A 20,029-nucleotide genomic window follows, 5' to 3' on the forward strand; every position below is an offset into this window, starting at 1 on the left:
CTCCCACTATTTCTTTGAAACTTTTCCATCATGAGATTTAACAACTTTCATCTCAGTCATTGGAATATAACCCATATGTGTAACAACTTTCTTTTGTACTTCTTCAGAAGTCATAAAGTCAAGAAATTCCTTAGTTAAACCATCTGCTTTTCCATAAGTATACATATGTTCATAAGACCAAATTGGCCAGTCATTGGTTTTTACATGTTCCGCATTCGGAGAAAAACCATTTAGGTTAGGTGCTTTAACACTTTTATCAACGTAAGAAAATGCTAAATAAGAAATAGCTCCCGGAGTTTGAGCAACAATTGATTTAACCATACCGTTTGAATCTTGTTCTTGACTTTGTTTAGCTGGAACATCCCCCATGATAACATTGTCAAATGTCGCACGTGATCCAGAACTTGCTGCTCTATTAATAACAGAAATTTCTAGATTTTGACCACCAACTTGTTTCCAGTTTGTATATTCACCAGAAAAAATCCGTCTTAATTGGTCAGTTGTAAGATTTGAAACTTTAACTTTTTTGTTTGTAATAATTGCTAGTCCAGCTACTGCCACTTGATGATCAGTAAGTTTTTTAGCATCAATACCATCTTTTTCTTCAGCGAACAAATCACTATTCCCGATTTGAACTGATTGTGATTGAATTTGAGAAAGACCAGTTCCAGAACCACCGCCTTGAACATTTATTGTTTTACCAAGGTGTGTACTTGCAAATTCATCAGCTGCCGCTTCAACTAGTGGCTGTAATGCCGTTGACCCAACAGCTGTAATGGATTCACCTTTTTGAATCCAACTTGAACATGCTGTCAAAAATAGTGTTGATATTGTTAACAAACTAAACAAAAAGAATTTCTTTTTAATATTCATTGATTTATTTCCTATTCATAAAATATTAGGGTAGGTTGATTTTTCAACTCAATCATTATAGTAACATAACTAGCATTTCAAAGGAAGAACTTTTATCTGGATTGTACGAAAAAAGCAGACATTATATTTTTCTTTGAAATCTAAATATATTATTAGTATTTCAAGCTTAATTCAATATTTTTTTTAATACTGGAAGCTCTGCTTCTGGAACAAACATTACCTTCTGCCGAGTTTGAAAATCTGGTTTTTCACCTTCAATAGTGAGAAGTACATAACCTAATCTTTCACCAAAAATATACGCAGCTGCATAGTCCCAAGGCTGAATATATGAAAAGTAGCCAAATACTTGTTGCCTTAAGACTTTAATGATTGAAATACCAGCTCCGCCATAAATCCTAACACCTAATGACTGTCTAATTAAATTCATCAAACCACAATAATTTTCTAAATACATTCCTGAATTACAAATGACTAATGATTCTGATAAACCCTTAGGCTCATAAGGAAGTACTTTTTTATCATTAAATAAAACATCAAATTGACCACCACCCGCAAGGAGTTGATCTTTCATAACATCATATATAAAAGCAAATTGGCCTACACCATCTTCAAAGTAAGCTAACATAATAGCAAAATTTTCACCCTGTACAATAAAATTGACAGTTCCATCAATTGGGTCAATTACCCAAACAGAACCATCATTGATAGGATGTCTGACATCATTCTCTTCAGCTAATATATTGTCTTGAGGGTAGTGTTTTTTTATTTGGGAAATCAAAAAGTCCTGAGTTTCTTGATCCACATTTGTAACTAAATCGTCATGGTTGCTTTTAACCTGGATATCCAATTGTCCAGACATTTTTTCTTTAATGAAATCAGCTGCATCATAGATTAATGATTTTGCAAAGTCGAATTTATTTATCAAGTGTAAAATATCCTTCCTCAAGTTTTTTGGCAGCTTGAACTACTTTATAGGTAGAATAGCCACTACTTTTTTCAAATTCACGATCAATTTGTTTTTCTTGAGCTTTACTCGGAACTACTTTTTTAAACGCCGAGTATGCCTGCAAGAGATTTTTAGCATTAACTTTTCCTTCATAAGCAAGTTCAACTTGATTTAAAAAATGAAGCACTGATGTGATATCGTCAGTGCTCCAGTTTATATCAAGTGGATAATTATAATTAGTTGACATGTCATCCCTCAATTTCTGCTTTAATTGTTGCTTGACGTAATTCTTGTTTACGGTAATCTCTTGGTAAAAATGCTCTGATATCATCTTCGTTAAAACCAATTTGCATTCTTTTTTTATCCATGATAATTGGACGTCTCAAAAGACTAGGATTTGATGCAATTAAATCAATTAAGTCAGAAATGGATAAATCTTCTACATCTATATTTAATTTTTGAAATACTTTTGAACGAGTTGAGATAATATCTTCTGTCCCGTTTTCCGTAAATGATAATATTGATAAAAGTTCATCTCTTGTTAAGGGACTGGTAATTATATTATGTTCTTGAAAATTCACTTCATGTTTTAATAGCCATGCTCGCGCCTTACGACACGAAGTACAACTTGGTGATAAAAATAAGGTAACCATACTTTTCCTCTAATTTTTCTACTTACCTCATTATACAAAAATTTAATTAAATTTGCTATCTTTTTTCCAATTTAATGCAATCTCTTTATCATTATTTAATTGATCTATTAAATCTTCAATCCCCTCAAATTTAGCCATATCTCTTATTTTATCTAACCAGATAATTTCTAAAGATTCTCCATAGATATCACCATCAAAGTCAAAGATATTAACCTCGAGACGCAGCTCGTCTCCGCCGAAGGTAATATTTTTACCAATACTTGTCATTGAGCGGTAGATTCGTCCATTAACTAAGACATCTGTAACATATACTCCATCAGCTGGCAGATAAGTACGATCAATTGGTGCTAAGTTAGCTGTAGGAAATCCTAAGGTGCGACCACGCGCATCCCCGTGAACTACCATCCCTCTTGTCGTAAAATCATAACCTAATAATTGATTGGCAGCATTCACATCACCAGATTTGATAGCTTCTCTAATCCATGTTGAAGAAATCTTTCTTCCATTAAAAGAAACTTCATCAATTGTATAGACTTTCCCATCAAAATTGCGTTGTAAATAATCACTATTAGTACGATTATGACCAAATTTATAGTCAAAGCCAACTACTATATATTTGGCATTTAAACTTCCAATATAGTTTTTTATAAAATCATCAGAGGTAATTTTTGAAAAAGCCGTTGTAAAATCAATCAGGTAGAGATGGTCTACTCCATATTCTGAAAATTTTTGATATCGTTTTTCTGGGTAAGTAATGTGTAAAAGTAACTCTGGATTATATTTGGCAAAAGCGAGTTTTGGTGTTTCATTAAAAGTTAAGCTTACAATTTTAAAATTTTCTTTTTTAGCCAAACTTTTTGCTTTATCAAATAAAGCTTTATGCCCTCGGTGCAAACCATCAAAATAACCCAGTACTAAGACTGTTTTGTCATCTTCACTAATATCTTTATATGATTTAATTTGTTGAATTTTCATAATACCCTTTTTCTAGTAATCCTATAATAGGACTTTTTTTGGTTTATAACCATCTTCTCTTTGTTCAAGAACAGCGACTAACTGATCATCAAAAAAGGCAGCAACTAGTTTTTCCTGGCTTGGTAAGACTATCCTTCTGCCAAAAGATAGTTCCTCTTTTTCACTTTCACTAATCATCATTTTTGGTAAATCAGAAACACCTAAACTAATTGGAAGAAAGAAACTGTAATCTTGATTTTTTACAAGTTCCTCAATCTCACTAAGTGTTAGAGCATTGTCTAATGTCAAACCAGCTGAAGCTGTCCGCATTAATTTTGACATATGACTTGGGTAATCAAGCTTTTCACCTAAATCCACAGCTAAAGTTCTTACGTAAGTTCCTTTACTACATGCAACTTTAAAAGAGAAACGACATAGTCCGCCAACGAAAGTTAAAGGACTAGTTCTTTCAAACTGATAAATAGTAACTTGTCTTTCTGGACGTTCAACAGTTTGACCAGCTCGAGCATATTCATATAGTTTCCGTCCGTTTACTTTAACAGCTGAGTACATAGGAGGAATCTGAGTAATTTCACCAATAAATGTTTTCATCGTGGCATCAATTAATTCTTCAGTTAAATCTTTCGATACAGGAACTTGTTCAATGATTTCACCACTAGCATCTTCTGTTGTTGTTGAGAAACCTAGCGTTACTTCTCCCTCGTAGACTTTCCCTGCTTCAGTCATATATTCAATGACACGAGTCGCCTTTCCAACTGCTATTGGTAATACACCAACGACGTCTGGATCAAGGGTTCCACCATGACCAATCTTTTTCTCTTGCAAAATGCGTCTTAATTTAAAAACCACATCATGGGAAGTCATTCCAGCTTCCTTTTTAACATTTATTATTCCATTTTTCATAATTTTCTTTCATTTTCTGATTATTTTATCAATCTGGATTATACGTTTTTTCTTTCTCTTAACATACCAAAAGATTTTAAAGCAGCCTATTTACTCATTTCTTAAAGCATCAAATTTCTCACGCATTGTTGGATTCTGACGCGTTAATTTTTTTATTGAGACATCATCTAGTTTATTGTTTGCCAGACGGAGTTGATTCTCACTGGTAGTTAAAAAGCGTTTGACTTCTTCCATGCGTTTAATCGACTTGTCTATTTCATCAATAGCTTTTTTAAAGTTACTACTTGCTGACTGATAATTCTTAGCAAAGGCATTTTTAAAGAGATCCAAATCTTCTTCAAAGTGTGTAATATCTATATTTTGCTCACGAACTAAAGCAAGTTCTTGTTTGTAGGTCATGGCATTCATAGCAGCGTTTCGCAATAAACCTATAATTTGAATAAAGAATTGAGGACGAATGATATACATCTTTGGATATTCATGACTGACATCTACTATCCCTGTGTTATAGTAATCATTGTCTGCTTCAAGCATAGTGACTAAAACGGCATACTCACACCCTTTTTCACGACGATCACGGTCAAGTTCTTTCAAAAAATCACTATTTCTATGTTTGGTCTTGGTGGTGTCTGCCTCATTTTTCATTTCAAACATGATAGACAAGAGTTCTATCCCGTCTATATTCTCCTTAAAAATATAGTCCCCTTTTGAGCCACGACTTGATAATTCATTATCTTTAGCAAAATAAGCATTCGGAAAGGCATAAGCGCGAACTTTATTAAATTCAGTTTCTGCGTATAATTCTAAACTTTCTCCTATTGCTTTGGTTGATTGCTGTGCTTTAAAGTTTTTATAGAAATCAACTTGTTCATTTGCTGCTTTAAGTTGAGCATCGTAATCACGTTTTAAGGAAGCAAGAGATAGCTCGCTTTCTTTCTCCTGAAGAAGAATTTGATTTTGTAAGGCATCGCGCTCTTTTTCAATACTTGTCATTGCTGACTGTAATTTACTCTGATTTTCCAGTTCCATTTTTTCTAGCTTATTTTGTAACTGGGTTAATGCTTTATCTTTTTCAGTTAATGATTTGGCTAAATCTAAAGCATTTTGAGATTTAATCTTTTCAAGTTGACTTTCAAGTTCATAAATCTCTTTATCCTTTTGAGCTAGAGCTTCTTGCCGAACCATAGTCTGATCTTTTTCAGATTGGCTGAGTCGATTACTTAACTCTTGAATCGACTTATCTTTCTCCGCCAATTTTTCTTGTAACAGTCCTTTAGCTTTTTCTTGATGGATTGCTAATTCATTAGTAAGTCGTTGTTGAATTTCACGGTCAAATTCTTCACCTCTTATTTGTGACAATAATAAACTATATTCTGATTCATCAATTGTAAATACTGTATGACATTTAGGACATTTAATTTCTTTCATGATTACTCCAATCACTGATATTCATGCTTACTATTATAGCAAAAAAGACTAAGAATATGCTCATCTTAGCCTTTGTAATTATCTCTTTGTTAACTCACCCTCTTGATAAGTTTGATAAAAATTTGTTTTTTCCAATATAAAAGATTCCAAATCATTTAATAGTTGAAATAGCGAGGCACGATTTTCAAATTCTAATCGTGTTTTTGGTAATTCTTCATGCCTAAAAGTCTCTAATAGTTGTTCAATATCATCAATCAGTGTCAATGCTGGATTTCCTTGACTGAGTTGACTAGCTGTTTCGTGAATCAGGTGGGCTAGTAAGATACTTTGCCTTGTCGTTACTGATACTTTTGATATACTTACGAACATCTGTTTCATTAATTTAGTTTGTTGTTTGCGCATTTCAAAATAATGTACTTGATAGTTGCTAGCTTGAAATAATTGATTATAACTATCCCGATAAACAAGACCTAATGCCTCTTTTAAACTAGATTCTAAGTGTTGGATTTCAGACAAGCTACTTTGACTTGATTCTTCCAACAAATCTGCTTCCATCTCAAATAAAATTGTTTTCATTTGCTCTTCTACTTTTCTATGGTATTGGGCAATTTTACGTTGATTTGATCCCATATAACTATTAAACAAAAGTGCAACACATGTTCCAATGACAAAAATATAAAATTCATTTAATAACATTGATAGAGCAATTGACTGGATGGCCCATAAATGGCTGACTAAGACAGTAATTGGAACTAATCCAGATTCCAATTTAAAGAGATACAATATTGGAATTGTTAGTAAAAGGTATACTGAGAATGCTAATAGAGTATAACCTGTTACTTTAAAAATTAGTATGGCAATTGCAAATGCTAGAAAGAAGGATAAGAATCTGCTTAAGGCCACCGACAAACTAGATTTCCGAGTATCCAGTATACTTAGTAAAGCAATAATGCCTGCAGAACTGGCAAAGTCTAATTTAAAATATTGTGCGATTAGAATTGAAATAACTGTAGCAAAGACCATCTTAAGGGTACGTTCAATGATATTCATGTGAACTCCCTCAACTTAAAGCCTTTTCAATTTCATTTTGAAGATGTTGCCATTCTTGTTGGGCTCGATTCAATTTGCGATGATAATCGTTCAAACCTCTTAGATAATTATTTATTAAATAATCTTGTTTAACTAAGGGAATTACAGGTATAGAGATATCCAGTAAATCTTTGGTCGACAGATTAATAACATCTTTGCCATGATCTGCTTCATCTAATAAGGCTTGGCCAATTGGTGAATCCAAAAAGAACTTGATGTAATAGCCCCGGAAAGCTTTTTTTGGTCTTAATACTGTAATATTTAATGAAGCAACAATGTCATTTTCTTGTTTATGAAAAACACAAACTTTTTTAACTGTTCCTTTAGAAGCAATCAGGACATCCCCTTCTTCTAAAATATAACGTAATAGTTGGCGTCGTTCCATTTGGAATGTTCTTAAATGCTCATAATTGATTCCATCTTTTTGCATATCAGATAAATTAATCAATCCAAATTCGCCTTCTTCAATTTTACTAGAAATTGCTTTGCCTTTAAAGCAGTCTACAGTTTCTGCTAAAGTCATTTTCTCTCTATCATCATTAATGTAAGTATCAATAATGCTTTTCATATTATTTAGTATCTTTCTATCAATTCTTGGTATTTAAATACTATCATATTGTACTAAGAAATACAAGAAAAATGGATGCATTTTGCACCCAAATTTTTAGTCAACTGATTTTAATGCATCTAGCATATCTAGTCTTTTTAGTGACAAGTGAACAATAAAGCCTAAACCAATTATAAGAAGTGTAATTGTTATGACCGGAACCAAATAAACATATAAGTCCACATCCGTTCCAAAATTCATATTAGAAGCACCCATTAAAGTCATTAAAAGCTGATGGAGATAATAACCACTTATCAATCCTAATATAATACCAATTCCTGACAAGAGAATTGTTTCCTTGAAAATATACATGGTGACCTCTTTATCAAAGAATCCTAAGACCTTGATTGTAGATAGTTCTCGAATGCGCTCAGCAATATTTATTGTCGTTAAGTTATATAAAATGACTAATGACAGTGAGGCTGACAAAATGACAAGCAATGCCATCACTTGATTTAATGAATCAACAATTGATTGGACATAATCAGTAATCATGATATTTTTGGATAAACTAATCACTTCTGGCTTATTCATGAAAAATTTTGAGATGGATCTGACATCTTTTCTTGAATGCTTAGGGAGATTTATCAGAAAGGCTGGATTAGTCTCAAGCTGCTTAAAGGCTTTTTGATAATAGTCGTTTGAACAAATAATATAATGTCCAACTCGCATATCAATTACATTTGCTACTTTTACATTAAAGTTTTTCCCGTGTTTATCTGTTAATGTTAGATTTTGTCCTGGTTTTACGTTATAAAAAGATGCGAGTTTAGTAGAGATGAAAACGCCATTTTTAGGAACTAATAATGGTTTCTTTGTTCCATCATCAATTAGTTCCATATAAGGCTTTAAAGACGGTTTCTGGCTTGAAAGAACAGTGACCTTGGAATTAGTTCTCTGCCCTTTAATGTCCAAGTCCAAACTAGTTAAATTGATTTCTTGATAGGATGAGATATTTTGTATATGAAAATAGTCCTGAATAGTTTTCTGACTCTCTTCACTTTTTTTGGACACTAGTAAGATATCATATGGAGTTAATTCAGAAAATTGCTTATCAATTACTTTAGAAAGCGAAGATTGTATACCTAACCCTGAAAATAGTAAAGCTACTGAACCAGCTACACCTACGATAGTCATGATCATTCGTAGTTTATATCTAATGATATTTCGGGCTGTCACTTTCTGTGTAAAAGTGAGACGCGACCAAATAATAGGAAGACGTTCTAAAAATATTTTAGCACCCTTGCTTGGTGGTTTTGGGAGTAATAGCTGAGCAGGTGCCTGATTAAGTTCTTTTCTAGCCACTAAATATGCTGGTAAGAGAGCTGATAAAGCAGCTAAAAAGAATGCCAAAGCAGTATAATTCCAATAAAAATGATAAGTGACACTCTCAAGAATTAAATTATTTAAACAGATTTTAACAATCATGGCTGATAAGAGATAGGTTCCTCCAATCACACCGATAAGTGTACCAAGTGCACTAGCAATAAATCCATAAATAATAAACTTTTTATAGATATCTTTTTTTGAATAACCAATTGCTAGTAATAATCCTGAATTAGTCCGTTCTTCATCGACAAAGCGGGTCATCGTAGTAAATGTAACTAGAGCTGCAACTAAGTACAGAACTACTGGAAATATATTACTGACATTCGCAATTGAAATGGTTGATGAATGATAAACCTGGTAACCTTCTCCACCTTCTTGGGTCTGACGGTTAGAGATTAGATAGACTGGTTTAGGCATTGCTTTGACATCTGATTTAGCCTGCTCAATTGTTTTTTCTTTTTTGGCTAATTCTTTTCTTGCCTGATCAATTTTTGTTTTAGCAGTTTTTAAAGTTGGGCCATTTAAATAAATTAGTTTCTTTTCTTGATTTGAAAGATTAGTTTCTGCTTCAGTAATTTTTTGCTCATTTTCAGCAATTCGTGATAGGGACTTCTTTTGTAAGTCCTTAAGTCGCTCTTTACTATTATTATAAAAAATATTTTCTAAGGACTCCTCCTTTGTTTGCAAACTTTTATCATATTTAATTCCAAAAGGATTTAATTTTGCTAAATCATTATAGCGAATGCGAGCAAGGTTTTTTTCGCCTTTAAAAGCATCTGGAGCTATGAGACCATAGAGAGCTAAATTACCATCTCCTGTCCGAGATGCGCCTAAATTTTTCTTTGACCAAATTTCTGGATTTTCGTAAAAACCAACTATTTTGAATGAATCTTGGTTTAAAAGTTGTGTTTTTGGGCTATGGATTCTGACAGTATCCCCGACTTTATAATCCTTTTGATACCAGCTCGAGAGAGCTATCTCTGAACTAGTGCTTGGTAATCTACCTTTTTGTAAGCTACTAGTTGAAATTCTTTTGTCAGGTGATTGTAGCCGAATGGCGGCACCACTAGTATCGAAATTTGCTTCAACTTGATGAGACAACTCATAAGTAGCATTGGGGATTGATTTTATCTCTTGGAGATCTTTTTTTGAAAAGCCGTGACTTCCCATTATTGAAAGATCCATTAGCCTATGCTGATTAATATAGTGTCTAGCTGTGTTTTCTAGGTTTGGTCCTGAGACTTTTAAGCCAACTAATGCAAATGAGCCTAAGGCCATGAGCAAAAAAAGTGATAGAAAACGGCCCTTTGTTTGCCATATCGATCGGAAGATATCTTTCCATAAGGTTTTTTTCATCATAGTGTCACCTTAATATTCTATCTGATCAATACTGAGTGGATTTTCGTTCTTAGTAACCTTTGTAACCTTAGCATCATGCATATGGATAACTCGATTTGCGATTGGTGCAAGGGCAGTGTTATGTGTCACTATTACGACTGTTGTTTCTTTATTTGCTGCCATCTTTTGAAGTAATTTCAAAATCTGCTTACCAGTTTGGTAATCTAATGCTCCTGTAGGCTCATCACATAAGAGAATTTTAGGTTTTTTGGCTAATGCTCTTGCAATTGACACCCGTTGTTGTTCCCCACCAGATAACTGACTTGGAAAGTGGTCCAAACGATGTGAGAGTCCAACCTCTGTTAGGACTGTTTCTGGATCTAATGCATTTCTTACTATCTCTACTGCTAATTCAACATTCTCTTTGGCTGTTAAATTTGGAACAAGGTTATAAAATTGGAAAACAAAGCCAATATCATTGCGTCGATAGTTGGTTAATTCCTTACTACTATAACTGGAGACGAGCTGACCATCTACTAGCACCTGACCTTGGTCATTGGTATCCATTCCACCTAAGATATTTAAGACAGTTGATTTACCAGCACCAGAAGCTCCTAGTATAACGACCAACTCCCCTTTTTCAATATCAAAAGTAACCTTGTTATTGGCAATAACTTGGCTTTCTCCTATTTGATAATATTTGGATGACTCTTTTAATTCTATATATGCCATTGGATATCTCCTTATATCAACATGCTGTTGATTTAACTTTATGTCTATTATATAATGTCTTTAAAGTATCTTCAAGAACAGACTAATGCAATCTGTTGATTTAAGGAGAGAATTTTGGTAAATAAACGACATACGAATTCAAAAGCAGCTATTAATAAGGCTTTTATTTCATTAATGAATGAGAAAGAGTTGGAAGCAATTACTATCTTTGAATTAACGAGAAAGGCCCACTTAAATAGAGGGACCTTTTATCTACATTACAAAGATAAAAATGATTTACTTGAACAGATCAAAGCAGATTTTTTCAATCATTTGTTTATGATTTTAGATGATGAAATAATTTACACGGATACTGCTCATATTTTAGAAAAAACTTTAGAAGCCTTTAAGGCAAACTATCCCCTTGTTGCAGCCTTATCTCAATCTACAAATTTAGATTTTAGAAAAACACTTGCTGATTTTATTTATAGTGTTCTTTTGAGTATTGATAACTATCAATTTTTGATTCAAGAATCATATGATATACCTTTAGACTATGCTCTTGAAGTTTATATGACAACGATTATTTCAATTATCTCACATTGGATAAGTAAAGGATGTTTAGAAGAGCCTGAACAAATTTCTAGATATATTTTAAAAATAATTTCTGTCGCAAACTAAAAAGTACCATTTGATGGCACTGCACCCAATAAATGAGACACAAGAAAAACACTCCTGTAGAATTCTAGTAAAATAGAATCAGGAGTGTTTTATTATGGTCAAAAAAGCTTACTCGTTAGAAACCAAATTAGCCTGTATTGAAATGAAGAAATCAGGTAAGCCCGAAAAAGTTATTATGGATAGACTTGGTATTAAAAATAAAAGCCAGATATATACATGGTGGCGCTGGTATCAAAAAGGAGAAACGTATCGTTTTCATCAACCTGTAGGTAAGCAATATACTTACGGTCAAGGAATGGAACAGTTATCAGAAGTTGAGCAATTAAAACTACAAGTTGAACTTTTAAAAAAGTATCAAAGCTTGATGAGAAAATCGATAAAGTAACACTCATCAAGCTTGTTGATTACTACAGATATCAGTATCCATTAGGTTTTATTCTGGACTGTTTTAAGGTCTCACGCTCAACCTATTATCGGTGGAAATCTAATATCAAGCCTCCTATTCATGATAGTCTTATCGAAAAAGTTGAAGAGCTCTGCTTAAAATATAAGTTTATATATGGTTATAGAACCATTACAAGTCTTCTAAAGAAAGAGTTTGGGATTAATGCCAATGTAAAGAAAGTCTATCGTATCATGAAGAGCAGAGGGTGGCTATGTCGCACTAGAATAAAGAAGTCCCCTAAATTAGGTAGGCCATACTACGTCACAGACAATAAGCTAGACCGTGACTTTAAGGCAACCAGACCATTACAAAAACTAGTTACAGATATTACTTATCTCAACTTTGGAAAAACTACCTTATACTTGTCATCTATTATGGACCTTTATAATCGTGAAATTGTGGCCTATACTATTTCAGATACACAGGACAATGATCTTGTACTTGATACCCTTAATCAACTTGATTTAGAATCAGGAGTCCTATTACACAGTGATCAAGGATCTGTCTATACATCACATGCTTACTATCTCGCTTGTATTGAAAAAGGCATTACCCGCTCAATGTCTCGAAAAGGGACACCTGCAGATAACGCCTGTATTGAATGGTTTCACTCCGCTTTAAAGACTGAAACCTTTTATCTCCAAGATAGGAGAAAACACAACAAAGTTAGTATAACAAATATTGTTAAAAATTACATAACATTTTATAATGAAACTAGAATTCAACGTCATTTAAAAAACCAATCTCCTGTTCAATTCAGAAAATTGGTTTCATAAGAGTGTTTTTCTTCTGTCCCACTATTGGGGTGCAGTGCCGATAATGGTACTTTTTAGTTATTTGATTGCTTTTAAGGCTGTGATTGCAGAAACATAGTCAGGTTCATTATTAACATTTTCTAAGTATTGAGTATACACAATTTTATTGTCTTCATCAAGTACTAGTACTGCGCGTGCTAATAGATGCCATTCTTCCATTAATAAGCCATAGGCTTTACCAAATGAATTATCATAGTAATCTGATAGCATGATCACATTATCTAGTCCTTCCGCTGCGCAAAAACGCCCTTGGGCAAAAGGGAGATCACAAGAAATTGTCAGTACATATGTGTCATCTGACTTTGTCAATTCTTCATTAAACGTACGCGTTTGAGTTGAGCATACACTAGTGTCAATTGAAGGCACTACACTAATAACTTTTTTCCCTTTGAAATCTGAGAGTGATTTTTCTACCAAATCCGGTGTGATCAGTGTGAAATCTGGTCCAATTTCTCCAACTTGAAATTGTTTACCAACTAATGTTACTGGTTTCTCAATAAATGTAGTCATAATTTTCCTCCTTTGTAAATTCAAACATAAAACAAGTTCTTACAGTTCTATTTTATCGTAGAAAGGAATAGATTGAAAATGAAAGGTTTTGTTAATTTATCAAATTAATTTGGGATATTATAAGCCCATTCTTAAATTAAAATAATTTTTCATGCGTGAAAGTACAGACTCATCACCGACAAAGTAAATATGATCACCTTTTTCTATGACGGCATAAGGTCCAGGAGAGATAACGAAATGGCCTTCATGCTCGATAGCAACTACTGTAGCACCTGTCTGATGCCATAAATTTAGGACACCAATAGATTTACCAAAATGATCAGAATCCTGGCTACAAATAATTTCATAGGGTGCTAATGGATATTGCTTACTGATTGATTGACTTTGCATCATAAAGTCATTAACTAATAAAGACAACTCCTCCATTTCTTGCTTTTGTTGGTGAATGTTTTTTCTGATATTTTCTTTGATAACAGCAATAGAATGAGTTGTTTCATATTGATTAATGAATTCCATTGCTTTCTCTTTAGATAATACAATTGCCCCGCTACCATGTTTTAAGGTTAAAATTTTTAAATCTGCTAAAATATTTAAACCTTTTCTAGCGGTTTCTGGTGACACATTAAAAGTGGAGGCAATTGTTGTCCTAGACTTTAATTTTTCTCCTACTTCATATTCACCACTGGCAATCCTTTCAGCCACTGAAATAGCAATCTGCTGATATTTTGAGCTCGTTAGTTCGCTCTTATTACCCTTTGCCATATTATCGCTCCTTTATACTAACTAAAACATTCCTATTATTTCATATTTCCAAACTTTTTTCAACACCACCTTTTAAGGTTGTTTCAAACTTATAGAAAAAGCTGGCAAAAAACCAGCTTTTCGGGTTAACACTGTCAGTTATCTGAAAACTAGTTCACTAATCCATCAGTTTGATTTGAAGATGAGGTATTCTTTTTCATTTTCTCAGTTTTTTCACTGACAAATTGTGATGTTGAATTAGCAGCTTTAGACATACGATCTTGGACTGTTACTTCTGCTTTTTCTTGTTCCTCTTTTGTACGAATATCAACAACGTTAACATTAACTTCAATGACCTTAAGATGTGTCATCTTATCAACGTTTTCTGCTACAATTTCCTTAATATGATCAGCAATTTTTGGAATATCTTTACCGTATTCAACAATTATATCCAAGTCAACAGCAACTTCTTCGCTACCAACTTCTACACTAACTCCGTCTGTAACTGAATTGGAATTAACCATATTGTTTTTCACGCTAGAGAAGAAACCACCTTTTGCGGATAGTAAACCATCAACACTTTCTAGTGCATGTCCAACGATTTTCTCAATTACTTTGTCATCATAAGTTATCTTATTTTTTATGTTAGTGTTAGTTGGATTTGATGTATTATTTTTTGAATAGTTTTCGGTTGTATTTGTATTGATTTCAGTCATAGTGTTCTCCTTATTTAATATCTTTCAGACCTTTTGAAAGCCCTTTTAGTGAGTCTTTTACATCAGTAGTAAATTCGTCTACTTTACCGGATGTATTTTCGACTTTACCTTCAGCCTCTAATGACTTGTTATTAGAAGCTTTACCAAAAGTCTCTTTCACTTTACCACTTACCTGACGTAATTTAGCATCTACTTTTTCTTCTGACATATGATTCACCTTCTTTGTAAGATAATTAATTATTTAACGCGAGGCTCACTTTGCATGTTTTCAGCACCAGACTTAGCGTTATTTACTTGTTTTTTTGTAAATTGGCTTGTTGTTTGTGCAGCATCAGACATTTTATCTTGAAGAGTTACTTTGTCTTGTTCATGTTGCGCACGAGTTTTAATATCAACTACGTTAACATTACATTCAACCACATCTAAATCTGTCATTTTCTTAACTTCTGTTTCAACAATTCCTTTAATGTCTTTAAAGATTGTTGGAACATGTTTTTGATATTCAGCGACGATATCAAGATCAACGGCTACCTGTTTTTTACCTACTTCAACGTTGACACCATCTCGAACATTATCAGTATTAACAAGTTTTCCTTTAATGTTTGAGAGAAGACCACCAGTTACGGCTAGTAATCCATCAACGTTTTCAATAGCAAGACCGACGATTTTTTCAATAACTTTATTTTCATAAGATAATTCGCCACGAATTCCTGCACCATTTGCGTTAAAATCATTAGTGTTACGAGTGTTAGTTGTTTGAGTGTTTTTAATGTAAGTTTCAGTCATAATCTTTCTCCTTTAAATCAAGTCAATAACTAATAAAATGATTTTTCCATATATTAGCGACGATTAATAAAATTATCTATAAGTCCAGTGCTTTTAACAAATAAGCCAGCATAGATACCTAAAACAATGAATATGATTGCAATTAAAGTTTTAAGGAATCCAAATGACATAAGTAATATTGCTAATACTAGACCTACTACGCCACCAATAATTGGATATTTATATTTTTCGAAAAATGCCATACATAACTCCTATTCTACTCGGTTTTTCTTACCGAATGTCATATCTGAATCAGAAATGTCCTTAACTCGAACTTTGAAGTTAACGGGTTTATCTAAACCAAAGAATTCGTTAAAACCTTTTTCAATACCTTCTTTGATACCACTAACTTGTTCATTTACACCGATACGAGAATCTAAACGTCCAGCAACGTCAATATCAAATTTACGTTTATAAAGAGTTGCTGAAACATTTGGGTTTAACATTAAACCAGTTTCTTTTAAAGCTGTTTTTACATATGCTTCAATAGCTGATTTTTTTAATAGTAAACTACCATTATTTTTTCCAAGTTTAATTTCTGTATAAGTTCTTGGATAAAAAATTACTGCTAAAATTCCGATTATAGTTAAAATAGCTAATGTGACTGCAGTCCAGAAGAAAAAGTACTGTAGTCCTGGTGTAAGATAGTCAGGTACGCGATTCATGTCGAATCCCATCCAGTCATAGCTATGAGGCATATTCAAATAACCTTGAGTCACTCCAATTACCAATAAGAACATCGATAATAATATCAGACCTAACAGTGTATAAAATACTTTCAATGATTTTGCCATAATTACCTCTTTTCTACTGTACGACTAATTTAATTAATACAAATTAGTTCATTTTACTTAAGATAATTGAGGTAACAAAAACTACCAGTACTGCACCAATGATCGAAGGAATCAATGCCATTCCTGCTAATGATGGTCCCCAAGAACCTAGTAATGCTTGACCAACCCAGGCACCGACTAAACCAGCAACAATGTTAGCAATCCAACCCATTGAACCACCATGTTTTGTAAGAGCTCCGGCAATCAAACCAATGATACCACCTACGATTAATGTCCATAATAAACCCATAATATTTCTCCTTTACTGAATTTTGCTACAAACAAGTTATAGCACCTATTTTAAATAAATTAATCCATTTTACTTAGTACAAATGATACGACAACAACGACGATCACTGCACCAATAATTGAAGGAATCAATGCCATCCCTGCTAATGATGGTCCCCAAGCTCCGAGTAAGTTTTGACCTAACCAAGCGCCAACTAAACCAGCAACGATGTTAGCAATCCAACCCATTGAACCACCATGTTTTGTAAGTGCTCCGGCAATCAAACCAATGATACCACCTACGATTAATGTCCATAATAATCCCATAATATTTCTCCTTATATGTCTAACGATGAAAGTTTCATCGTCTAACGGTATTTAATATATTAATGCATTTTACTTAGTACAAATGATACAACAACGACGACGATCACTGCACCAATGATTGAAGGAATCAATGCCATCCCTGCTAATGATGGTCCCCAAGCTCCGAGTAATGCTTGACCTAACCAAGCACCAACTAAACCTGCTACTATGTTAGCAATCCAACCCATAGAGCCGCCTTTTGTAAGAGCTCCTGCGATTAAACCGATTAAACCACCTACAATCAATGTCCATAATATAGCCATAATGACATCTCCTTTTCTTTGGACAATTGTCCTTGATATTTTTTATCACCTAAGTGACCATATAAATTAACTTCATAGTGTCTTTAAAATATATTTGTTAGATAAACAATTATATAAAGCTTATATAACAACGTTTTTAAAAGTGACCACTCGTTATTTAATTTATATTGTTATTATACAATACTGATTTCAGATTGCAAGGAATAACACTCGATTTATTGAAAATATATTTATAGAATTAAAAATAAGTTCTTGCAAATCCTAATCTATAGGATTTACAAGAACTTAAAATTTTATTTTTTTGTAATTGGAGCTACACTTGCCAGTAATTTTTTAAGGCCAACGTCAGGAAATTTTATTTTTAATTCCATTGTTTTTCCACTGCCAGACACTTCTAGGACAGTTCCATCCCCCCACTTTTTGTGCTGGGCAATATCTCCAATTTGCCAATCTATACTATCTGATTGCGCTAAGTTATTGCCAAATGGTAAGTGACCATCCGCTAATGAAGTGACTCTTTCTTTATTTTGAGCTTGGCTCTTACGAGCTTGAATGGCTTGTGAGAGACTCATACCTTGTCCGAATTCAGATGTTTTTTGTTGACTGTAGCGAACACCAAAGGAAGAATTTGCTGGACGAGCTAGTCCTTGATAAGATAACAACTGGTCAGAAATTTCTCTTAAGAAGCGTGTTGGTCGATTATAGCTGCTTTTACCAAACAAGGTTCTTGTATTTGCATTTGTTAAAAAGAGTACTTGTTCAGCACGTGTAATACCAACATAAGCAAGACGACGTTCTTCTTCAAGTTCAGCTGGATCTTCAGAAGCTCTAGATAGTGGGAAGACACCTTCTTCCATACCTATCAGAAAGACCACTGGAAACTCTAATCCCTTAGCAGCATGGAGGGTCATCAGTGTCACTTCAGCTACATCTGCATCGCCATTATCTGTGTCAGCAATCAATGCTAAGTCATTTAAGAATCGACCAAGTCGGTCAAGCCCGCTTTCATCTTCTTCAACATTGTTTTGATTGTCATCGAAGTTTTTAGTTACCGAAATGAATTCTTCAAGATTTTCTATTCGGGCTTGACTCTCAAGTGTATTCTGAATCCGCAGAGCTTCTAGATAACCCGATTGATCGATTAACTGCTCTGTTAATTCTGTAATTGTTAAGTTATCCAATTTTAATCGAAAATCTAAGAATAGATTTGCCAGGTCCATAATTGACTGCGCAGCTTTTCCCTTTAGGGGAGACATTAACAGATTTGATGAGGCATCCATTAATGACATCTCATTTTGAAAAGCAAATAAACGGAGTTTTTCCATTGTTCCTGGTCCCACGCCACGTTTAGGTTCATTGACAATGCGCTCAAAAGAGATGTTATCAGAAGGGTTGGCTATAATATTAAGATAAGATATAACATCGCGAATTTCTTTTCGGCTATAGAACTTAGTCCCACCAACCATAGTATAAGGTATATTTGATTTCAAAAATGCTTCTTCAATAGTACGTGATTGAGCATTAGTACGATATAAAACGGCGAAATCTTTGAAATTTTTCTCATTACCTTGGCACATATTTGAAATAGTTGATGCTATAAAGACTGCTTCATCATGTTCATCGTTTGCTCGATAATAGACAATCTGTTCACCATCAGCATTCTGTGTCCAGAGTTTTTTATCACGTCTATTTTGATTATTTTTTATGACATCATTTGCAGCTTGAAGAATTGTTTTAGTTGAACGATAGTTTTCTTCTAATAATACCACCTTAGCAGATGGGTAATCTTTTTCAAAATCCAAGATATTTTGCATATCCGCTCCGCGCCAGCCATAGATTGACTGGTCGGCATCACCGACAACACAAATATTTTTAAAGCGAGAGGCCAATAATTTTACTAACTGATATTGAGCATGGTTAGTATCTTGATACTCATCAACATGTATGTATTGGTAACGTTGTTGATAGTAAGCTAAGACATCTTTATTGGTATCAAAAAGACGAAGGGTCATCATAATTAAATCATCGAAGTCCATTGCTTCACTACGTCGCAATTCCTCTTGATATGCCTTATAACAACGAGCTACAATTTGGCTATACATGTCAGCTGCTTGAGCTTCAAATGCTTTTTCATCCAATAAGTCATTTTTGGCATTGGAAATAGTCCCTAAGATTGAGCGTTCACTCCATTTCTTAGGATCCAAATTAAGTGATTTGAGAATTCGCTTCATCAATGTTCTTTGTTCGCCTGGATCAACTATCGTGAAATTACGATTATAGCCAATATGGTCCGCTTCACGTCTTAAGATTCTGACACACATTGAGTGAAAGGTCGCAATTAAAGTGTCTATAGTTGCAGGATTCAAAGCAAGTGCTCTGTCTCGCATTTCACGCGCAGCTTTATTGGTAAAGGTAATTGCTAAAATGTTCCAAGGATTGACAAATTTTTCATCAATCAAGTAAGCGATTCTGTGAGTTAAAACTCTTGTTTTACCAGACCCTGCTCCAGCCATAATTAACAACGGTCCTTCCGTTGTTTGGACTGCTTCTGCTTGTTTTTCATTCATTCCATTTAATAAAGGATTCATTATTACTCCTTGTCGTAATTATCCATACAGTTATCAACTTTAAAATTATACCATGATTAGATGAAAAAATAAAAAGCATTTCTTTTTGAACCAAATAAAAAAAGAAAGTTTAACTGACAATAAATTAGATTTTAAATTAAATATCGTTTATATCTATACTTTTACA

The 20,029-nt window shown here is 33.6% G+C and carries 24 protein-coding genes; 2 read left to right on the top strand and 22 right to left on the bottom strand.

Annotation, left to right across the window (positions count from 1 at the left end; translation table 11 throughout):
* Window positions 1–6: 6 nt before the first annotated feature.
* The 11 genes from MKY69_RS05795 to MKY69_RS05845 form a co-directional block, all read right to left on the bottom strand.
* A complete protein-coding gene (locus tag MKY69_RS05795) occupies window positions 7–873 on the bottom strand; it encodes a phosphate ABC transporter substrate-binding protein PstS family protein (RefSeq protein WP_003102551.1) in 867 nt (288 codons plus the stop codon).
* Between the two features lie 166 nt (window positions 874–1,039).
* The gene (locus MKY69_RS05800; RefSeq protein ID WP_003103151.1) at window positions 1,040–1,798 is read right to left on the bottom strand and encodes an inositol monophosphatase family protein; all 759 of its coding nucleotides are present in this window, start codon (window positions 1,796–1,798) and stop codon (window positions 1,040–1,042) included.
* Window positions 1,788–2,066: a UPF0223 family protein gene (locus MKY69_RS05805; protein ID WP_003104353.1), complete on the bottom strand. Its 279-nt coding sequence runs from the start codon at window positions 2,064–2,066 to the stop codon at window positions 1,788–1,790. The genes MKY69_RS05800 and MKY69_RS05805 overlap by 11 nt, the downstream gene beginning before the upstream one ends.
* 1 nt (window position 2,067) lies before the next feature.
* Window positions 2,068–2,472: a Spx/MgsR family RNA polymerase-binding regulatory protein gene (locus tag MKY69_RS05810; RefSeq protein WP_003106962.1), complete on the bottom strand. Its 405-nt coding sequence runs from the start codon at window positions 2,470–2,472 to the stop codon at window positions 2,068–2,070.
* A 42-nt stretch (window positions 2,473–2,514) separates the two neighbouring features.
* Window positions 2,515–3,447, bottom strand: a complete 933-nt coding sequence (locus MKY69_RS05815) for a bifunctional riboflavin kinase/FAD synthetase (RefSeq protein WP_340791140.1) — start codon at window positions 3,445–3,447, stop codon at window positions 2,515–2,517.
* A gap of 21 nt (window positions 3,448–3,468) precedes the next feature.
* Window positions 3,469–4,350, bottom strand: a complete 882-nt coding sequence (truB, locus tag MKY69_RS05820; RefSeq protein ID WP_340791141.1) for a tRNA pseudouridine(55) synthase TruB — start codon at window positions 4,348–4,350, stop codon at window positions 3,469–3,471.
* 90 nt (window positions 4,351–4,440) lie between these two features.
* Complete coding sequence (locus MKY69_RS05825; protein ID WP_003102843.1) at window positions 4,441–5,778, bottom strand: DUF2130 domain-containing protein; 1,338 nt, start codon at window positions 5,776–5,778, stop codon at window positions 4,441–4,443.
* A 78-nt stretch (window positions 5,779–5,856) separates the two neighbouring features.
* Window positions 5,857–6,828, bottom strand: coding sequence for an aromatic acid exporter family protein (locus MKY69_RS05830; protein ID WP_003103800.1), 972 nt, complete (start codon window positions 6,826–6,828; stop codon window positions 5,857–5,859).
* A gap of 10 nt (window positions 6,829–6,838) precedes the next feature.
* On the bottom strand, window positions 6,839–7,435 hold the full coding sequence (locus tag MKY69_RS05835; RefSeq protein WP_340791142.1) for a restriction endonuclease subunit S: 597 nt from the start codon (window positions 7,433–7,435) through the stop codon (window positions 6,839–6,841).
* Between the two features lie 96 nt (window positions 7,436–7,531).
* The gene (locus MKY69_RS05840; protein ID WP_340791143.1) at window positions 7,532–10,162 is read right to left on the bottom strand and encodes an FtsX-like permease family protein; all 2,631 of its coding nucleotides are present in this window, start codon (window positions 10,160–10,162) and stop codon (window positions 7,532–7,534) included.
* Window positions 10,163–10,171: 9 nt separating this feature from the next.
* Window positions 10,172–10,873: an ABC transporter ATP-binding protein gene (locus MKY69_RS05845; protein ID WP_003108413.1), complete on the bottom strand. Its 702-nt coding sequence runs from the start codon at window positions 10,871–10,873 to the stop codon at window positions 10,172–10,174.
* A gap of 114 nt (window positions 10,874–10,987) precedes the next feature.
* Here MKY69_RS05845 and MKY69_RS05850 point away from each other — a divergent pair, with 114 nt between their 5' ends.
* On the top strand, window positions 10,988–11,533 hold the full coding sequence (locus MKY69_RS05850; RefSeq protein WP_003106974.1) for a TetR/AcrR family transcriptional regulator: 546 nt from the start codon (window positions 10,988–10,990) through the stop codon (window positions 11,531–11,533).
* Window positions 11,534–11,627: 94 nt separating this feature from the next.
* Window positions 11,628–12,754, top strand: a protein-coding gene (locus MKY69_RS05855; protein ID WP_233847614.1) for an IS3 family transposase whose coding sequence is annotated in 2 segments (ribosomal slippage) — window positions 11,628–11,898 and window positions 11,898–12,754 — 1,128 coding nt in all. Because the reading frame shifts where the segments join, the coding sequence is not laid out codon by codon here.
* A gap of 57 nt (window positions 12,755–12,811) precedes the next feature.
* Here MKY69_RS05855 and tpx read toward each other — a convergent pair.
* The 11 genes from tpx to pcrA all read right to left on the bottom strand — a co-directional run bounded on the left by tpx (window position 12,812) and on the right by pcrA (window position 19,863).
* Entirely contained in the window at window positions 12,812–13,303 is a 492-nt protein-coding gene (gene tpx / locus MKY69_RS05860) for a thiol peroxidase (protein ID WP_340791144.1), read from the bottom strand.
* 117 nt (window positions 13,304–13,420) lie between these two features.
* A complete protein-coding gene (locus tag MKY69_RS05865) occupies window positions 13,421–14,065 on the bottom strand; it encodes a TrkA C-terminal domain-containing protein (RefSeq protein WP_003106977.1) in 645 nt (214 codons plus the stop codon).
* Between the two features lie 149 nt (window positions 14,066–14,214).
* Window positions 14,215–14,760 carry an Asp23/Gls24 family envelope stress response protein gene (locus MKY69_RS05870; RefSeq protein ID WP_003106979.1) on the bottom strand — a complete coding sequence of 182 codons (546 nt, stop codon included), beginning with the start codon at window positions 14,758–14,760 and terminating at the stop codon, window positions 14,215–14,217.
* 10 nt (window positions 14,761–14,770) lie between these two features.
* Entirely contained in the window at window positions 14,771–14,968 is a 198-nt protein-coding gene (locus tag MKY69_RS05875; protein WP_003106980.1) for a CsbD family protein, read from the bottom strand.
* A gap of 29 nt (window positions 14,969–14,997) precedes the next feature.
* On the bottom strand, window positions 14,998–15,546 hold the full coding sequence (locus tag MKY69_RS05880) for an Asp23/Gls24 family envelope stress response protein (protein WP_003105556.1): 549 nt from the start codon (window positions 15,544–15,546) through the stop codon (window positions 14,998–15,000).
* Window positions 15,547–15,599: 53 nt separating this feature from the next.
* The gene (locus MKY69_RS05885) at window positions 15,600–15,788 is read right to left on the bottom strand and encodes a DUF2273 domain-containing protein (RefSeq protein WP_003105137.1); all 189 of its coding nucleotides are present in this window, start codon (window positions 15,786–15,788) and stop codon (window positions 15,600–15,602) included.
* 9 nt (window positions 15,789–15,797) lie between these two features.
* Window positions 15,798–16,379 (bottom strand): alkaline shock response membrane anchor protein AmaP, encoded by a 582-nt coding sequence (amaP, locus tag MKY69_RS05890; protein WP_003106984.1) that lies wholly within the window; start codon window positions 16,377–16,379, stop codon window positions 15,798–15,800.
* Between the two features lie 43 nt (window positions 16,380–16,422).
* Window positions 16,423–16,668, bottom strand: a complete 246-nt coding sequence (locus MKY69_RS05895; RefSeq protein ID WP_003105380.1) for a GlsB/YeaQ/YmgE family stress response membrane protein — start codon at window positions 16,666–16,668, stop codon at window positions 16,423–16,425.
* A 59-nt stretch (window positions 16,669–16,727) separates the two neighbouring features.
* Window positions 16,728–16,973: a GlsB/YeaQ/YmgE family stress response membrane protein gene (locus tag MKY69_RS05900; protein ID WP_003106985.1), complete on the bottom strand. Its 246-nt coding sequence runs from the start codon at window positions 16,971–16,973 to the stop codon at window positions 16,728–16,730.
* Between the two features lie 59 nt (window positions 16,974–17,032).
* Window positions 17,033–17,275, bottom strand: coding sequence for a GlsB/YeaQ/YmgE family stress response membrane protein (locus tag MKY69_RS05905; RefSeq protein ID WP_003106048.1), 243 nt, complete (start codon window positions 17,273–17,275; stop codon window positions 17,033–17,035).
* A 293-nt stretch (window positions 17,276–17,568) separates the two neighbouring features.
* Entirely contained in the window at window positions 17,569–19,863 is a 2,295-nt protein-coding gene (gene pcrA, locus MKY69_RS05910) for a DNA helicase PcrA (RefSeq protein WP_340791145.1), read from the bottom strand.
* Between the last annotated feature and the right edge of the window lie 166 nt (window positions 19,864–20,029).

The sequence above is a fragment of the Streptococcus sp. FSL R7-0212 genome, assembly GCF_038007985.1.
GTDB classification, from domain to species: domain Bacteria; phylum Bacillota; class Bacilli; order Lactobacillales; family Streptococcaceae; genus Streptococcus; species Streptococcus parauberis.

Coding starts and splice junctions, on each gene's coding strand:
- MKY69_RS05865 (WP_003106977.1), bottom strand. CDS start 14,065: ATGGCAAAGGGTAATAAGAGCGAACTAACGAGCTCAAAATATCAGCAG.
- MKY69_RS05825 (WP_003102843.1), bottom strand. CDS start 5,778: ATGAAAGAAATTAAATGTCCTAAATGTCATACAGTATTTACAATTGAT.
- MKY69_RS05805 (WP_003104353.1), bottom strand. CDS start 2,066: ATGTCAACTAATTATAATTATCCACTTGATATAAACTGGAGCACTGAC.
- MKY69_RS05870 (WP_003106979.1), bottom strand. CDS start 14,760: ATGACTGAAATCAATACAAATACAACCGAAAACTATTCAAAAAATAAT.
- MKY69_RS05815 (WP_340791140.1), bottom strand. CDS start 3,447: ATGAAAATTCAACAAATTAAATCATATAAAGATATTAGTGAAGATGAC.
- truB (WP_340791141.1), bottom strand. CDS start 4,350: ATGAAAAATGGAATAATAAATGTTAAAAAGGAAGCTGGAATGACTTCC.
- MKY69_RS05810 (WP_003106962.1), bottom strand. CDS start 2,472: ATGGTTACCTTATTTTTATCACCAAGTTGTACTTCGTGTCGTAAGGCG.
- amaP (WP_003106984.1), bottom strand. CDS start 16,379: ATGGCAAAATCATTGAAAGTATTTTATACACTGTTAGGTCTGATATTA.
- MKY69_RS05795 (WP_003102551.1), bottom strand. CDS start 873: ATGAATATTAAAAAGAAATTCTTTTTGTTTAGTTTGTTAACAATATCA.
- MKY69_RS05885 (WP_003105137.1), bottom strand. CDS start 15,788: ATGGCATTTTTCGAAAAATATAAATATCCAATTATTGGTGGCGTAGTA.
- MKY69_RS05830 (WP_003103800.1), bottom strand. CDS start 6,828: ATGAATATCATTGAACGTACCCTTAAGATGGTCTTTGCTACAGTTATT.
- MKY69_RS05840 (WP_340791143.1), bottom strand. CDS start 10,162: ATGATGAAAAAAACCTTATGGAAAGATATCTTCCGATCGATATGGCAA.
- tpx (WP_340791144.1), bottom strand. CDS start 13,303: ATGACTACATTTATTGAGAAACCAGTAACATTAGTTGGTAAACAATTT.
- MKY69_RS05900 (WP_003106985.1), bottom strand. CDS start 16,973: ATGGGATTATTATGGACATTAATCGTAGGTGGTATCATTGGTTTGATT.
- MKY69_RS05845 (WP_003108413.1), bottom strand. CDS start 10,873: ATGGCATATATAGAATTAAAAGAGTCATCCAAATATTATCAAATAGGA.
- MKY69_RS05895 (WP_003105380.1), bottom strand. CDS start 16,668: ATGGGTTTATTATGGACATTAATCGTAGGTGGTATCATTGGTTTGATT.
- pcrA (WP_340791145.1), bottom strand. CDS start 19,863: ATGAATCCTTTATTAAATGGAATGAATGAAAAACAAGCAGAAGCAGTC.
- MKY69_RS05875 (WP_003106980.1), bottom strand. CDS start 14,968: ATGTCAGAAGAAAAAGTAGATGCTAAATTACGTCAGGTAAGTGGTAAA.
- MKY69_RS05835 (WP_340791142.1), bottom strand. CDS start 7,435: ATGAAAAGCATTATTGATACTTACATTAATGATGATAGAGAGAAAATG.
- MKY69_RS05905 (WP_003106048.1), bottom strand. CDS start 17,275: ATGGCTATATTATGGACATTGATTGTAGGTGGTTTAATCGGTTTAATC.
- MKY69_RS05880 (WP_003105556.1), bottom strand. CDS start 15,546: ATGACTGAAACTTACATTAAAAACACTCAAACAACTAACACTCGTAAC.